This window comes from Ruegeria sp. CDSB136 (assembly GCF_059610965.1).
In genome coordinates, this window is the sequence record NZ_JBXWOP010000039.1 from 1 (window position 1) to 15,649 (window position 15,649).

At 52.5% G+C, this 15,649-nt stretch carries 12 protein-coding genes and 1 pseudogene; 6 read left to right on the plus strand and 7 right to left on the minus strand.

From position 1 onward, the window contains the following. The 4 genes from AC2FIR_RS23435 to AC2FIR_RS23450 all read right to left on the minus strand — a co-directional run. Positions 1–353: DUF411 domain-containing protein (locus tag AC2FIR_RS23435; RefSeq protein WP_496763380.1), on the minus strand; the 353-nt coding region annotated here is incomplete at its 3' end. Between the two features lie 437 nt (positions 354–790). Further along, a complete protein-coding gene (locus AC2FIR_RS23440) occupies positions 791–2,026 on the minus strand; it encodes an adenylate/guanylate cyclase domain-containing protein (protein ID WP_496748030.1) in 1,236 nt (411 codons plus the stop codon). A gap of 812 nt (positions 2,027–2,838) precedes the next feature. Beyond that, positions 2,839–4,752 carry a DUF3604 domain-containing protein gene (locus AC2FIR_RS23445; protein WP_496748031.1) on the minus strand — a complete coding sequence of 638 codons (1,914 nt, stop codon included), beginning with the start codon at positions 4,750–4,752 and terminating at the stop codon, positions 2,839–2,841. A 223-nt stretch (positions 4,753–4,975) separates the two neighbouring features. Continuing rightward, positions 4,976–5,533, minus strand: a complete 558-nt coding sequence (locus tag AC2FIR_RS23450) for a tetratricopeptide repeat protein (RefSeq protein WP_496763382.1) — start codon at positions 5,531–5,533, stop codon at positions 4,976–4,978. A 757-nt stretch (positions 5,534–6,290) separates the two neighbouring features. Between AC2FIR_RS23450 and AC2FIR_RS23455 the strand changes: the two genes are divergently transcribed. The 4 genes from AC2FIR_RS23455 to AC2FIR_RS23470 all read left to right on the plus strand — a co-directional run bounded on the left by AC2FIR_RS23455 (position 6,291) and on the right by AC2FIR_RS23470 (position 9,735). Further along, positions 6,291–6,986, plus strand: coding sequence for a lysophospholipid acyltransferase family protein (locus AC2FIR_RS23455; protein ID WP_496748034.1), 696 nt, complete (start codon positions 6,291–6,293; stop codon positions 6,984–6,986). An 88-nt stretch (positions 6,987–7,074) separates the two neighbouring features. Continuing rightward, positions 7,075–8,598, plus strand: coding sequence for an AMP-binding protein (locus tag AC2FIR_RS23460; RefSeq protein ID WP_496748036.1), 1,524 nt, complete (start codon positions 7,075–7,077; stop codon positions 8,596–8,598). Then, positions 8,598–8,885 carry a phosphopantetheine-binding protein gene (locus AC2FIR_RS23465; protein ID WP_170682848.1) on the plus strand — a complete coding sequence of 96 codons (288 nt, stop codon included), beginning with the start codon at positions 8,598–8,600 and terminating at the stop codon, positions 8,883–8,885. Before AC2FIR_RS23460 ends, AC2FIR_RS23465 begins: the two co-directional genes overlap by 1 nt. Next, the gene (locus AC2FIR_RS23470; RefSeq protein ID WP_480492251.1) at positions 8,878–9,735 is read left to right on the plus strand and encodes a class I SAM-dependent methyltransferase; all 858 of its coding nucleotides are present in this window, start codon (positions 8,878–8,880) and stop codon (positions 9,733–9,735) included. Before AC2FIR_RS23465 ends, AC2FIR_RS23470 begins: the two co-directional genes overlap by 8 nt. A 129-nt stretch (positions 9,736–9,864) precedes the next feature. Here AC2FIR_RS23470 and AC2FIR_RS23475 read toward each other — a convergent pair whose 3' ends face one another. After that, the gene (locus AC2FIR_RS23475) at positions 9,865–10,392 is read right to left on the minus strand and encodes a hypothetical protein (protein WP_480527129.1); all 528 of its coding nucleotides are present in this window, start codon (positions 10,390–10,392) and stop codon (positions 9,865–9,867) included. Positions 10,393–11,371: 979 nt separating this feature from the next. Further along, the gene (locus AC2FIR_RS23480; RefSeq protein ID WP_496748039.1) at positions 11,372–11,917 is read right to left on the minus strand and encodes a hypothetical protein; all 546 of its coding nucleotides are present in this window, start codon (positions 11,915–11,917) and stop codon (positions 11,372–11,374) included. 503 nt (positions 11,918–12,420) lie between these two features. On the opposite strand from AC2FIR_RS23480, the gene AC2FIR_RS23485 reads away from it, so the two are divergent. Then, complete coding sequence (locus AC2FIR_RS23485; protein WP_480915356.1) at positions 12,421–14,265, plus strand: TPR end-of-group domain-containing protein; 1,845 nt, start codon at positions 12,421–12,423, stop codon at positions 14,263–14,265. A gap of 145 nt (positions 14,266–14,410) precedes the next feature. On the opposite strand, the pseudogene AC2FIR_RS23490 reads toward AC2FIR_RS23485, so the two are convergent. Continuing rightward, positions 14,411–14,644: pseudogene (locus AC2FIR_RS23490) on the minus strand (transposase); the annotation flags it as partial. Positions 14,645–14,751: 107 nt separating this feature from the next. Here AC2FIR_RS23490 and AC2FIR_RS23495 point away from each other — a divergent pair. Beyond that, positions 14,752–15,450, plus strand: a complete 699-nt coding sequence (locus tag AC2FIR_RS23495) for an amidohydrolase family protein (protein ID WP_496748043.1) — start codon at positions 14,752–14,754, stop codon at positions 15,448–15,450. Positions 15,451–15,649 lie beyond the last annotated feature (199 nt).

The window sequence follows — 15,649 nt, forward strand, 5'->3', positions numbered from 1 at the left end:
CCCATTGGCATGCCTGGAACTGTCAGGCCGAGGCCTTCAGGATGTTCGGCCAAAAGTCGATTTATGTCTTCTGCCGGGACATGACCTTCGACAAAATAGTCCCCAACAATTGCAGTGTGGCAACTGGAAAGCTCATCTGAGATTTTCATTTGTTCTTTAAGCGACCACAGCTGCTCCTGTTCCACGTTCAGTGTATCGGCGCGAAATCCTGCGGAAATCAGGTGATCCACCCATGCGGCACAACAGCCGCAGGTTGGCGTCTTGTAGACTTTGATGAGTGGGGCTTCTTGACCGACGGAAGGAGTGGCTAACACTGCTGCTGTACCCGCTAGTAAAAATTCGCGTCGTTTCATTGGTCTCTTCTCCGCTTCCTCATGGGACTACAAAGATATTGTGCCAAGGCCAAACTTTTCAATGTTACCGGACTGAGCATCAAACGGGCAGTTTCGATACAAGATCTGAATCTCAATCCAAGTAACACTGGTCGCCAAACGTTTTGTGAGTTGCGTCGCGTATGGCTCAAGTTCACTCGAGCGTTCGGCAATGGACCTCGCGATCGACGTCGTGGTGAGGTCCATAGCAACCTTCTAAGCCGTGGCCATGCCAATTGCCTTGGTGGTGCCTGCCCGTGCACCCTGACACTGCAATCACTATGACCAAGAATGCCGCTCTGCGCGAGTACTTGATCCAACGGTTCTGTTCCATGTGTCAAACAACTTAGCAGCGATCCAGCCACCTATGCTTTGACGCAGGTCAACTCCCGATTGCGGCAGCTTCCAAACAGCGGCAGTTAGTCTATCGTGAACAGCTCCTGTCTTTCAGCAACTCCGCGCAATCTGTATTGCCCCAGGGAAACAAGACTTGGAATAGAGCCCACCAAGTCGCCCGCCACCTTGTCGGAAACCACAATGTTCTGATCGAGCGCGCTGCACATGCCTAAAATGCGGGAGGTAGTATTGACCGCTGGGCCGACCACTGTGAAATCCAAGCGAGACCTACCGCCAATATTGCCGTAAAGAACATCGCCTGCGTGCAACGAAAGAGTGAAGCCGGTCGTTGGCAAACCATCCGCTTGCCGTCGTTGGTTGAGATCCTCAAAGGTATCCCGCAACTCCGCTGCCGCGTGAATTGCGACGCGGCGAGCTTCTGGAACTTGATTGATATCGAAGATGGCAAGCATTCCATCTCCCATGAATTTCAGAACGTTACCGCCATTGCGTTCGACTACGTCAACAGCTTCCGCGAAGTAGTCGTTTAGCAATTCTATGATTGAATCCCCCGGAAGCGCCTCTGACAATTTGGTAAATCCTTGCAAATCAAAATACCAAATCACCGCTGAAATAGTTTCCGATGAACCTCGGGTGATGTCCCCGGAAAGAACGCGCCTACTGGCGTCTTTTCCCAAGTACGCGGCGGTTATGTCTTCAGCCATCAGCCGGTTTGCCCCGCACTTCAGCGTCAGGCAAAGTGGAGATATCAGTTGACGCAAACCGTCAAGTTGCTGGCTTGTGAAGCCCCCGCTCGCGTCGGTTGCCAACGAAATAATGGCACCTTCTTCGGCCTGCATCGGGTCAACAGGCGTAGCGTTGTCCTGAACAAGGAAGAACCGTTTGACAGCAAAGTAGTCAGTTGCACCGCGCTCGCGAAGTTCGTCGAAGATCGGAAAGTTGAGCTCTGGTTCTTCGACTGTAAGGTCTTGTCTGATCTCTTCAATGTTGTTTGCCAAAAGGTAGTAAATCGGGCTTAGAACGTATTCCTCAGGCGCATCCGATCTTCGGACAAAGTCCTGTCGTTCATTTCCGCCATCTCTGTGCCAGCGGAAAGCAACTGTCCCAATCTCCGGATGATGAGCGCGCACTGTGATGTTTGCTCTTTGAAGTGGAATTCCTGCCGAAACAAGACGGTTGCAGAATGCTTCTAGCCAGAGCTCCACAGGAGCATTCTCCAAGCCCTGTTGAACCAGCCAGTCGGCTATGTCCTTTACGGCCGCGGTCAGTTCCCAGTTTTGGACTAATGGAGCTGCCATGATGACCTCTCAACGAATTGACTGTTCCGTTAGTTCTCAGTCTATTTAACTTCAAGGACACTTCAATTTCAATTTCCAGCGCTGCTGTCATTATTCATCGCCCGCTTTTTGTCTTTTTTTGAATTTAGAGGCAATCCCGACGTTTAAGCACTTCACGATAAGTTGGTGGATGGCCCACTCACAAGCCCCCCTGCCGAACTGGACTGCAAATGTCCAGGACGGTTGACTAAGTCCCTTCAATTGCGGTTTCGACGTGGCCACAGAACTTATCAATATCGCGCTCTAGCATATCGCTTTCTCGGGTCTCATCTCTGACCGCCGATAGTTCATCTACAACAACCCGCAAGTCTCCTTTGGGAACTTCTTCAGCAATGCGCTTCAAAGCTCGAATTAGGGCGGCCGTTACGAGGCCATTGCCCCTGACTGTGCGTCTCAATGCTGGCATCGAGTCCTGAAACAACGACTCTGCTGTGATGGATGGATAAACCACCCGCACGGCGCCGTCGTCATCCCGATATACACCCGTGTCTTCGCCAAAGCGCTGCTAGAGCCTGGGCCCAATTGATCCTGCTACCAAGGTGTAGACTAACAGAATAATGGAAGCAGACTTTGCAAAGTACAGCGTGCGGCCACTGCCGGCGTTACCAGCGAGAAGACACGGTGGCACCAGAACAGGTCTTTGATTTGTCCTGCAACTGAACCAGACGACGTCCTCACGCTTTGGAGACTTTCGAGCCATTGGAGCTGGTTGCCAACTTGTTCCATGGGAATCGAAAATGATCAAGACCTGCTTTGTCGCAATACTAGTTTTACTATTCGGCGCTGAACCAAATCGGCGATGTGTAAGCACGGTCTTGGACTTCTGCGGGAACCGCCTCGGGCAGCGGTATATCGTAGAAAGCTGCGTCTATGGTCGTCCATCGCGGCTTTGGAATTTCGATCACTCTCACATAGTAAAACGCGTTGTTGTTCGGGTCAAAATCTGGGTCTTGCCAATGACCGGCGAGCTCCACGGAACCGATTGAGTTGCTGTATGTCGCGCTTTCAATGTCTACCGTCGAGCCTACTGGTTCGTGTGCACGGCCATCCTCTCCAATCTCTCGGCCATCGGAGACGGCCACGTCGAAGATCCGCTCATGGGTTTCGCCATTCTCGTCAACCCAGCCTTTGATAATTTGGACTCGGTCGAGGTTCGCGCCGTCTGGGTCGCGCAGCGCACGGATCAGGAAGCTGGGAGAAACCCCATCAGGCGCGTTCCTAAGGTCTCCGCCCATCGGCACGCCGTTCTTATAACCGTTGGAAACAAAATCCGCAGCGTACAGATCATCGGCATCAAAATCCCAGCCGCCAAAGACCCGGACTCGCATTCTCGGCCCGGTCGTCGCGTAGGCTTCCTTGCGCTTGATAGCACTATGGACTTCCTCGCGGGTATTTTCACGGGTCCAAACAGCGGTGAGGCCCGCAGCCGACTCCTGTGCCGTAATGATACGCAATGCCGGGTCTTCGGCCGGGATTACATCAAAGTTGTGACGGTTCGCTGAAGGCTCTGTGTGTTGGTACTTTCCAAAGTAGTTGTCCTCGCGCGTGGTTGGGAGCGCGGTGTGCGTGTCCGTCGTGCCGTAGAAGCCGAACTTGAATGGGTTAACGCCTGTCTTCCGCTGAACTTCGAGCCCGACCTTCAACGCAGAGCGCCCATACTCGTAGCGCAACATTTCAGGGGTCTTTGCGACGGTGCCCGAGATGTTCGCAACGTCCCAGGTTTCGAAATCCGCAAACTCATCATCAGGTGACAGGAATGGGTGCGTTTCCTCATCCCCCTTAATCTGGGTTACCTCATGCATCGGCTCCCAACGAATGCGTTTGGCCGCGTATTTCGCATCCATAGGTGTTCCGTCGAATTTCGTAGGCGCGAACATTATTCCGTTGGATATATTTCCGTTATGCGGAACAGATACTGCGCTTCCGCCCGTCTCTTCTTCGTACGCAGCCAGATAGTCCCACAGCGGCTCAGGGTCTTCGCTTTCAAAATAGGTAAATGGGCGGGTTCGACCGGTCTTATCGGCGCCGTCTCCGAAGATCACCACTCGGTGGAGATTGTTACCTCTCGGAGTTGATGTCCACTCGTACCCAGCCAATGATGTGAAGACGCCGGGTTCGTAGTATTCGTCGACCGTTTCCACGATTTGTTGCCAAAGGTCACCGTCCAAATCCAATCCAGCGGTCGGGTCTCGCCCTTCGATTGATGCGATTTCGATGATATCAGCGAACGCCTCCATCCGACCTTCTTGCCCAGAATTGAACCTTTCGTAAGTCAAACGACCCCACTCGTCAGCCAAAAGCCGAGGGTCAGCTGCTCGAACGGCGGTCGCAAGTCCCAACATTTCCGCGTGTTCAGTAATTGCGAGGAAATCGAGAGGCCTAATGAGTTGAACAGGTTGCCCAGTGTTTGAAGTTATCCTCTCACCGCGGGCCACGCGAAAGGCGTCGTGGATGTTCAAAGAAGTCCCAACAAGCCCTGCGTCGAATGAGATTTCAGTGTGGAAGTGAAGATCACCAAACAGAACTTTATCAGGATAAGATCGGTCAACAAACGGAGAGTAGGTCTGTGCGGGGACCACCGTATCAGGAGGCACTTCGCCTTCAAAGCCAACTGCTTGCGTTCCAAATGAAAGCGCTAAGGCGGTTGCAGCATACAACGTAATCGTGGGTTCAAAATGAGTTCTCATGACTGCCCCCAAGACAAAAAAATAAAGCATATGTGTACGAGAAAGCGTGCATAAAATCAAATATTCAAGTGAGTTGGGTCCACCGTCCCCCATCCGCGCTCATGGACCTGTCTAAGACTCGATCTTATGAGTCTGCTTTGGGCTGCGAACCGCCGAAAAAACAAAGCGCAGAGAAACGCGTAGTTGAGGCCGCGGCGGTTGGACAATAGAGTAATATCCGGCTTCAGCCGGTCATACCTGCCGCCTGTAGCCTATTGGCAAGACGCTCAAAATGATCCGGTCGCCGCCACATAGACCGAAACCCGCTGGCCAAGCAATCTACTGTGTCATCCTCAACCACAATACCTCGACTTGTGAACTCATCGTGACGTTCGGTGACGAATTCTCGCAATGCGTCGGAGGCGTCTCGCTCTCGTCCGAGCTGCGCGTAAGACGCAGCTACAAATGCAGTGGCCAATGAGTTCAGCCGCGCTGCTCCCATTAGAAAACTAAGCACTGCTTCATAGTTGCCGTTGAAAAATTCGACCTGACCCATAATCCATTCGATGGCAGACGGATGCAGCGGATCCAGTCCCATAGCTTCCGAAACCACTGCTCGCACCTTTTCGCGCTGGCCGAGCAGTAGGAAAGCATAGCCGCACCAAGCAATAGACTCCGCCTCGCTTTCTATCATGGAAAGTGTCTTGTTGAATTGCGCCTCGGCCTCATCCCACAGTCCGGCACAGAGATAAGCAAACCCAAGCTGGTTCTGAATATAGACGTCGCGGTTGTCGAGTGCCACGCCCTTTCGGGCGATTTTCAATGTGTGGATTGCGCCGTTGCGGTCGAAAATATGGATTTTACCGAAGCGGAACTCTTCAGGATTAATGAGGTCAGTGCGGAAGAGGACATAAATCTATGGGCGCTATCCTCGGAAACTGCGTAGGATTACTGACAACTGTTTTTTGGTGCGATTAGGTTTTTCTGCGTAATCGCTTGGCGTTTCTGCTTTGGGCTAGAAGCGGCCTTGCGGCGAGTCAGCAGCTCGACTTGCAACCTAGTCCCAAAAGCAGTCATTACGCTAATTGAGCTGGTCCGATGTTTTCAAAGGCTTGGCCGAATGCTCTGACAATCGGCTTGAGAAAGCTGTCGTTCGCAAGTTTCGTGCTGACCGACCGCTTCTAGCCTGAATTGCATCAAAATTCAGCAGAATCCGAAGGTCTAGGGCAGTGGATGACGCGGAGCCGACGGCCACGCCGTTCGCGAAGCAGTCGCTCACGCCGAAAGCCGCGAATTACTAAATCGAGCCCAAACCGGAAGCACCTCTGCTCTGGCAACAGCACGCGCAGTAACATGAATGACCGAAGTTTTTAGTTCAGCCGCAGAGAGCTAAATTGCCAATTAGCCAAAAAATCCTTCTTTGTGCTGACTGAATATCGACCCGCGGGCCCTGCCTGCTGAAGAGACTTGTTCATCGCAGCACAAGAATCTTCCAGCTCTTTATTGCTTTCATTAACCCGGTTGCCGAAGATAGCCACAACGGTTGCCGGTGAAAAGTGATGGGAAAAAAAAGAAAAATTGCAGACATCCCGTGGCTCAACCGCAGCGTCGAAGCAATGGTAGCGGCATGGATTTGGCTGGCATTTTCGACATCAAGGTGGGAGAGGATCGGATTTGAAGACCTCGAAGACTCATTGCGGAGCGGCGAGCCCGCAATCATCGTGCTTTGGCACCAACGACTGATGATGTCGCCGTACTTGTTTGACCCTTCGCTTGGACCAATTTGTTCGCTTACATCCTCTTCAAGAGCTGGTCAGCTTGCTGGAAATGTTGTCAAACGATTTGGGTTGGGTACGATCAGCATGTCTTCGCACCAACGCCATGTCGCGCTGTCGCGGGCGGTTTTGCGAGGCATTCGCGAGGGAGTATCTCTTGGAGTGGCAGCAGATGGCCCTAGAGGCCCAGCCAGGATTGCTTCGCTTGCCCCAGTAACCTGGGCACGCGCTTCTGCGAAACGCGTTTTTTTGGTTAGTTACTCGGCGCGACGGGTCCACGTCCTGCCGACTTGGGACAAGATGTGGTTTCCCGCGTTGTGGACTCGCGGCGTGTTGTTTTGCCGGGAATGGCACGAAGCCGTTTCGAGCTTTCCAGACGACATCGAAACCGAAAGGCTTCGACTTAGTTTGCAAAAAGCGCTGAATGCGGTGACAGATGAGTCCGACCGCGCTGTAGGTCGTTTGCCCGAAGGGCGATAGAAGTAGTCCGGCAGGATTCACCATTTTCAGTTGATAGCTGACTCAGACTCGATCATCTTTTAGAAAATGGCATAAAGAGATTTTCCATATGAAAATGTATTGGCCCGAACATTTTGTGTTTGTTGGAAAATCGTCTCCAGATGGTGTGGCGGTTCCGAGGGCACGCATCGCCCGTCGCGCCGCGCTGATCGCGGAGCTTTTGAAGTCGAACGGTGTATCGCCGGGTGATCGCGTCGCCATGTGGTTGCACCGAGGCGAAGACCAGATCGCGGCAATGTTCGGATGCTGGTCCGCAGGCGCGGCTTTTTGTGTGCTGCCTTCCTTTGCGGGTCGGACTGCGACTGAACGGTCGCGGCACCGTGTGGATGATGTCTGGTCCGTTCTGCAGCCAAGACTGTTGCTCAAGGAGACGGGCACAGACTTGCCCGAGGCCTTGGATGCTGCAGTTGACACGCTGGAGTTGCCGCAAGACAACGCCCAATCGGATTTATCCTTAGATCCAAATAGTTTTCTGGCAGATCGAAGCCCGGACGACATTGCTTTCGTCCAATTCACCTCGGGCAGCACAGGCGGGGCCAAGGGGGCCGTAGTTCGCTTTGGGCAACTTAAGGCCAACCTGGACGCAATAGCGCAGAGATCAAAGTTGTCAGAGGCAGATCGGATGGTGTCCTGGGCACCTCTTTATCACGATATGGGCCTCATGGCAGTTCTGCTTCCATTGAGCCGCAAAGCGAACCTAGTACTCATGGAAACTGAGTATTTTGTACGTCGCCCGGCCGCGTGGCTGGAAACGATTTCAAACTATGGTGGTACTATTACAACGGCTCCGCCCACAGCGTTGAAACTATTGACGCGCCGGACAGCCAAAAATGTGGACCTGACTGCTCTTCGATATGCATGGATCGGCGGCGAGATGGTGTTTCCGGCAGTGGTTGACGCTTTCGAGGAGGCATATTCCGCTGCAGGATTGCGCAAAGGGGTGGTGCAGCCGACCTATGGGATGGCGGAAACTGTCGTAGGCATTTCCTGTGGTGCTTCTGGTGAAACGTGGTCTGTCAGGAACGGGTACATCTCCTGCGGGCCAGTGCTGCCGGATATGGAGTGCCGGATCGTAACCGAAGACGGAACCAAGATTGGCGCCGGTGATGAGGGGCATATCCAGGTCCGTGGACCATCAGTTTTGAAAGGTTACCTCGGGCTTGAAGCATTCGCATCGGACGCGTGGTTTGATACCGGCGACTTGGGTTTCATGGATGGCGGTCGATTGTATGTTACCGGTCGAACGAAGGACGTGTTGAAGCGGGGCGCGGAAGCATTCCCTGCAACGGTGGTTGAAGCGGTTGCGGAAAACGCGCTGAACCTAGGCGTTGGACGCGCCGTGGCCTTTGCGTGCATACGTTCAGGCGCAGACCGGGAAGAGATTGTTCTCCTAGTAGAGTGTCGCAACTGGGATGATGATCAAGCCCGTAAGGTGGGCGCTGCAGTGGCTGGCGAACTGGGTTTACAGGTCGATGTAATCAGAAATGCGATAGGAGGGCGTTTACCGCGCACCTCCAGTGGAAAACTCATGCGCCAGAAGGCGGCGCAACTATTTAGGGAAGGACGGGTTTGATGGACCAGAAAAACCGGAATGACTGGACAGTTGATCGGCTGATCTCAATTCTGCGCGATCTCGCCAGCGAGAAGGTCCTGCCGAACCATCTTGTAAACGGCCACATTTCGGGTTCGGATACCGTATCTACTCTGGGGATTGATTCCATTGGCGCCGTCGAACTCATCGACCATCTTGAGGCCGAATCTCAGGTCCTGTTACCTGATGATTTCCTCGACTTTGAAGACAGAATCGAAGACATTGCTGATCGCCTGAACTCGCTGAAGCCGGGGGCAGCCAATGACTGAATCAAACTCCGGGGCGTCGCAGGAAGCTATTGAGTTTCACTACGACATGCCCGCCGATTTTTTTTCGCTTTGGCTCGGCAGATCTATGACTTACACGGCAGCGCGCTTCACGCGACCGGGCATGACACTGGACGAAGCGCAGGACGAAAAAATCAACTATCACCTCAGTGCCGCGAATGTTGCGTCGGGGCACCGCATGCTGGACATCGGTTGTGGCTGGGGCACTCTGCTGAGCGCTGGGGTCAAACGACTGGGAGCCGCCTCGGCACACGGCCTTACACTGAGCCCCCTTCAGCATCGTTACATCGGGTCTTTAGGCCTGCCCAACGTAACCGCGGCTCTGCAAAGCTACGAACATCATGAACCTGAAGAGCCCTACGAGTCCATTGTCAGCGTCGGCGCTTTTGAGCACTTCGTGAAACCCAGTATGTCACGGGAAGAAAGGCTGCGAATTTACTCGGAACTGTTCCGGCGTTGTGCCGAGTGGATGACGCGAGATGGCCGGTTTTCCCTACAGACCATGACGTGGGGTGACGCTGGTCCGGCAGAGCGTGATATGAATAGGATACATGAGATTTTCCCCGAAAGTGACCTGCCAGAAATCGCGGACGTGATCGAAGCGTCCCATCCGCATCTGGAACTGGTTTCAATGGAAAACCGCCCGGAAGACTACCAATACACTCTGGCCGAATGGGCAAAGGGGCTGATAGCCAACAGTAACGCTGCGATCAGGATCGTTGGTGAAGAGCGGTTCAAGTTTTATCTGAACAGTTGCAAGGGTGGGTCCCTGCTATATCGACGCAGACGTTTCTATCTTTGCCGTTTCGTGTTCAGGCGCAGGGGCAGATAAATTATCCGGCCGCGAACCGGGTTTCGATGCGTTTGACAGCATTGAACGTCGGCTTTCCTCAGTCTTTGAGACCGCTTTGCCAAAACAAAGCCGCCCACAACGTGAGCGGCCTTGAGAAATTGAGACAAATCAGTTGGTGAGAGAAGCATTGCATTCACGCGCCGCTTCAATCGCTTTCTTCGTACCGGCAAGGCTCACTTCGAAGGCAAAATTGCTCTCCGGCATTACGATCATGGCTTCGCGCTCCATCACATCTGCCACGAAGTCGGGGTTGTTGGCCAACAAATAGCCACCCTTATACCCATCTGCCAGATTGGGTGGCGCCGCTGTTGTATCGCCGTAGTACAACTTGTTGTCCATGAGCAGTTCAACCTTGTCATCTTCGAACTCAATGTCCGCCTTGGTGAAGACCCCTATGTAGCCGAACTCCTTGTCTGGGGTCAGACCCATTTGCACAACGTTTGTATTCTCATCGACCCGTTCAATCAGGCAGGTATTCCGGCTCTTGTCTACAAAGATGTTCCAGCCGGATTCTTCGCCGTAGTTTACAAACTCTGCATTGTCTTTCGGCAGAATGTTCTTGTCCTTGGCGTGCCCTAACGTTGCGCCGAATGCGAGAACAGCCGAAACAAAAACAATCTTAGTTGTAGTTTTCATAGATACGCTCCCAAAAAAAATATCGCAAAATGAGGATGCGAAGATAGGCGGTAAACGCCGTTCTTGCAAACAAGCCTCAAAACCGAAGGGAAAAGGCTTCGTTTTTTCCTGAATTGCGGAACGATTTCGGTAGCCAAGCGTTTGATCATCTAACGCCGACCGGACCGGAATTCACCGACCCGATCGGCCACTAGCGACGGAAAACTCGTTACCCCCTCAATCCCCAAAAAACCCGCATTGTTCGGAGGGAAACCAATTGAACAACGCGGGAAGCAGTTTGGGGTATCCATATTACGGTGCGGATCGCGGGTTGGATCAAAGTTCCCCGCGCCACCCTAACCTGAGATGATAGGCAACGCGGGGATTTAGTCTGCCCATGTGCCTTGCCAAACTATCTCGAATGTGCGTTGAGCCGCAGGTAGCAAAAAAGGTGCCTTGCCTACTAATTTTAGACTCTGCTGACTAACCTCGTGACCAACCAATCGCACGGCACGGCCACGTTTTCTAACGCGGGCCAGTAGGGTAGAGTATGGAAGCAAGCACCAAGAGAGTGAGAAACAAATTTAGCGCGCGCAAAAATACTTGATTTGGTGCATTTTGGATTCAAGTATTGGGGTGCTTAGCAAATCTTAATTACCTCTGTTGCTGCCGCATCCACCAGACGTGTCTGGTCGCCTCCCGGTGATGTAAGTGAGTGACGTCGCTGGGAGGCCATCTATTTCTTCTCAACGCACTGGTCCAATCATAACAAACTCCGAACTCGTATCAAATTGTGAAATAAGCCAAGGAAAGTCCGAATGAAATGGCATCGGCGTTTTTGACATCGTGTTCAAGTTAGCAAGGGGACTGAGTGCTACGAAATTACAAAAGCATAGCGGTCGCTGACGTGGCTTGGGATGCGGGAAGCGATGGAACGAGCTTTTTATCGGTGGTGAAAGAGGAAACAAGAGTTCACCTAGTGAGGTTTCGCTGCGGACGCCTATTCTTCGACAATTCCCACGGCGAGACCTTCCGTGAAGCTCAGAGCTACTTTGTCTCCCGGGCTAAGCTGCTCGACAAACTCGCGACCAACGTCTGTTTCAACCTCGATCATTTGTTCTGTACCACTGCTGTCCGTCACAGTGGCGATTGAGCTCGCGTTGTCGAAGGACACAAAAGTCAGAATCAAGGTGACCATTGTTCCGGCAGCCATGCCCGGTGTTGATCCCTCTGCAGCCTGGCCTTCCAATTCAACCAAACTGTCAACCTCGTCAGGGAAAGCAATGCTTGCAGCCATCCCCAGTGTGTACATCGCTTTGACTGTGTCACCCTCTTCAATTTGATCGAAGTTTTTGACTTCCGGTCCTGCAAGAATGGTCTCTTCTTCACCTGTCTCTGAGTTTTGCAGCACGATGAGCCGAGTGTCCGGATCAACTGACTTAACTGTCGCGTCGGCTTCGATGGTAACGCTGCGCCCAGCTGTTTGAGCAAAACTGAGTGCGGGCAAAATCACGAAAAATGCAGACGTTAGAATTTTCGTTAGCATGTCTTCTCCTTATGAGATTCATGGTGGAAGTCTGTACACTAGCATGCAGTTCTTCAGGATGGCGAAACGTTGCCACACCACTTCGAATTTAAAAAGATGTTTGTCAGCCAGCTACACCAAAGACCGATGTTCTCGAACTTCAGATTTCCGCCAGACAGAGCATAGGAGATCTAGAGCGATTACGCGGACAATGCTTCAATGTAAGCTTTGTCCCGCATAGTGGTCGTTCATACCAAGTACAGAGAATTACCCCTCTGAGCCCAAGGCCGACAATCGAAACGGCAGGAATTACTCGCGTGCGGTTGTAGTGTACCCCATCTCTATGTCTGTGGAGAGGTTTCAAACCAGCGATGACGAGCAAGGTTAGCCTGTATTGGACAAGCCACGGTCGATGGAACTGCCGTGTTTGAAACGCAATGTAGGATTAAACTGAACCAAATTTTGAGTGCCGTTCATCATCATATCGGTGATATGCTCGAGACAATCGGAGTTGACAAGTGCCAATGGAAAGACGCCTAGCCGCCATTCTTGCCGCAGACGTAGTCGGCTACAGCCGTTTGATGGGCGCAAACGAGGTTGCCACTTTGGCAGAGATGCAAGAAATTCTCGCCAACGTTTTCGATGAAGCAATCAACCAAGCTGGCGGACGCATCGTTAAGCTTATGGGGGATGGAGTTCTTGCGGAGTTTGCAAGCGTTGTTAGCGCTTTAGAATCCGCGCTTGTCATTCAAGAGGCAATTGCCAAACGAAACGTTGGCGTTCCCGAAGATCGACAGATCCACTTTCGTATCGGCATTAACATGGGCGACGTGCTCTTTGAGGGCGGCGATATATTCGGCGAAGGTGTCAATATCGCGGCCCGCATTGAGGCGCTGGCTCAACCAGGTGGCATCGCTGTTTCGGGAGTGGTTCGCGATCAGGTGGGCAATAAGCTTGGCATCACTTTCGATGACGCAGGCGAACAACTGCTAAAAAACATCGATGGCGCCGTTCCAGTTTTTCACGTTCGATCTCAAACCGGCGATATGCAGCCTGCAATAGCAAACGCCTCCAGTCATCCCAGAATCGCGGTTCTTCCTTTTGAGAACATGAGTGGTGACCCTGAGCAGGAGTATTTTGCTGATGGCATCGCTGAAGACTTGATCACTGATCTTTCAAAGCTTTCAGGTCTCTTTGTGGTTGGGCGAAACTCAGCTTTTGCTTACAAAGGCCGTCCAACGAAACTGCAGGATGTCGCCCGAGACTTAGGCGTACGCAACATTCTTGAAGGCAGTGTTCGAAAATCGGGCAACCGCCTACGCATCACAGCTCAATTGATCGACGGTGTAACGGGCGGGCATCTCTGGGCAGAACGCTATGACCGGGACCTATCTAACATCTTCGCACTTCAGGACGAAATAACCAATAAAATCATTGATCAGTTGCAGGTTAGGCTTTTTGACTCTGATATCGCCGAAAAGGCGCACACGGAAAGTGTGGACGCCTATACTCTTTACCTTAAGGGGCGACGCTACTTTCACATGCGTGCCAGAAACTATCTTGAAAAGGCGCGTACGCTTTTCCTTGAAGCAGTGCAGCAAGATCCTGACTACGCCCGCGCTTACTTGGGGTTGGCTGAGTGCGAAGCAAGGCTTAACGATTGGCATGGCACAGATTTTCCGTCAGAAGACATTGTCAGCATGGCTCAACGTGCCATCAATCTCGATCCTAACTTGGCAGAAGCGCATGCCTCCCTTGGACTGGCATTGCAGATTGTCGGGAAGAATGAAGCCGCGGTTGTAGCTTATCGCAGGGCGCTATCGCTTGATCCGCTTTGTTATGATGCGCATCATAACTTTGCTCGTTATCACCGGGGGCAACTGGATCATAAGCAAAGCGCCTATCATTTTACACGCGCTCTTGAAATCAAGCCGGACGATTATCGGTCGCCACTCCTACTTGTTGCCGACCTCGTCGAACTCGGACGTCTGGATGAACGTGACCTTTACCTTGAGATGGGCCTTAAGCGGGCTATACAGGCGGTAGAAAGCAATCCTGATAACCCTGATCCGCTCGAATTGTCGGCGTCCGTTTTGGCCAGCTTGGGAAGGTATGATGAGGCACGCGCGTGGTTGAGTCGAGCTCTTGCCATGGAAACCCACAGCTATTCGACCGACGGTTATAACGTGGCCTGCGTTTATGCATTAATCGGTGAAACTGAAAAAGCCTTGGAGTGTCTTGAGAAGGTATATCCGAGCCTTGGCCCCGTTCAACGGGATTGGATGCGAAATGATCCAGACTTCCAGTCTCTTCGCAATCATCCCCGGTTCCAGTTCTTGTTAAACGCCGCACCAAAAACGGACGCTTAGTGGTTGGAACATAAAGCCGCTTGGTCCGCATAGCGGTCGCTCGCGATGTTCGGGCGAACGTCTTCTTCGAGCCCATTCTGTTGAAAAACAACGTGTTTCTGACGCAGAAAGTGGTGCTTTGAACAGAGCGCGAGTGCCTTTCCATTCAGGCTTTGCGCATTTGCTGCGGTGCGGGAAAGATCTTGGCCAATTTGCGGATGTTTTGGGCGGTGGCGGCGAGGAGAAATTCGTCATTTGCACCGCATGGGCCACGTAATCGGAACCGTCCCATCCCGAGGATGCGTTTAAGGTGGGCGAAGAGCATCTCGACCTTCTTTCTGAGTTTCATCGAGATGTCGTATTGCTTGGTCTTGGCGATGTCGCGTGCGACCTGACGGGCGTCAGTCTTTCTTCAATCAGCACGTAGAGTTTTTGGCAGATGGTGTGCCTGAAACACTTCGTGCGACACGCGAGGCCCTGCGGCTTGGTGCAGTGTAGATCAAAGTCATGGCTGGAGGCGGCGTATCCTCCAGCGTTGATCCCCTGCATACGGTGCAGGGACTGCCCGAAGAGTTGGAGGCTTCTGTGCAAGCGGCGGCTGATTGGGGAACCTACGTGATGGTGCACGCCTACACAGACGCATCCATCGTACGCTCCATTGAGGCAGGCGTCATCAGTATCGAACACGGACAACTGATGACCGAAGTCGGTGCTCAGGCCATTAGGGATGCGGATGCGTGGATTGTGCCTTTCTATTCGCTCTTGGGTTTGGAAGAGGAGGCCGTCGTCATGGCATTGGGGCCAAGCGCTGGTGCAAAATTCCTAAGCGTGCAGGCCGGTGCAAGAAAACAAATGCAGCTGATAAAGGACTTTGGGATCGAGAACGTTGCTTTCTCGACGGACATCATCGGGGATCCCGTTGCGCTGACCAAGCAGAACGATGAGTTTAAGTATCGTCTTGAAGTCTGGAGCAGCCACGAAATCCTGCAGCAAGCGACCTCGAAGACTGCTGAACTTTTGGCACTTTCGGGTCCGCTCAATCCCTACCAGGATGGCCCCTTGGGTGTTATTTCAGAAGGCGCTTACGCCGATCTTCTGCTTGTGAAGGGCAACCCTGTCGAAGACGTTGAATTGCTCGTCGATTACACAAACAACATCGACCTCATCATGAAGGATGGGGTGATTCACAAGAATACACTTGATTGAGTGTTGCGCGGGGTGAAATAACCTCGCAACCCCGCGTCTGTTTTCTGAAACCGAAGTAGTCGCTAGTTTCCCTTTGCCGGTGAACGATAGGTTCGTCCGCATATCCGACTTTAGGCTCTTATGAGGCTCTGTTGCACAAAACGCGTGAGGGATTCATCTTGTGAATCCAGTGTGGTAGCTGGGATGCATTAGCAGACCT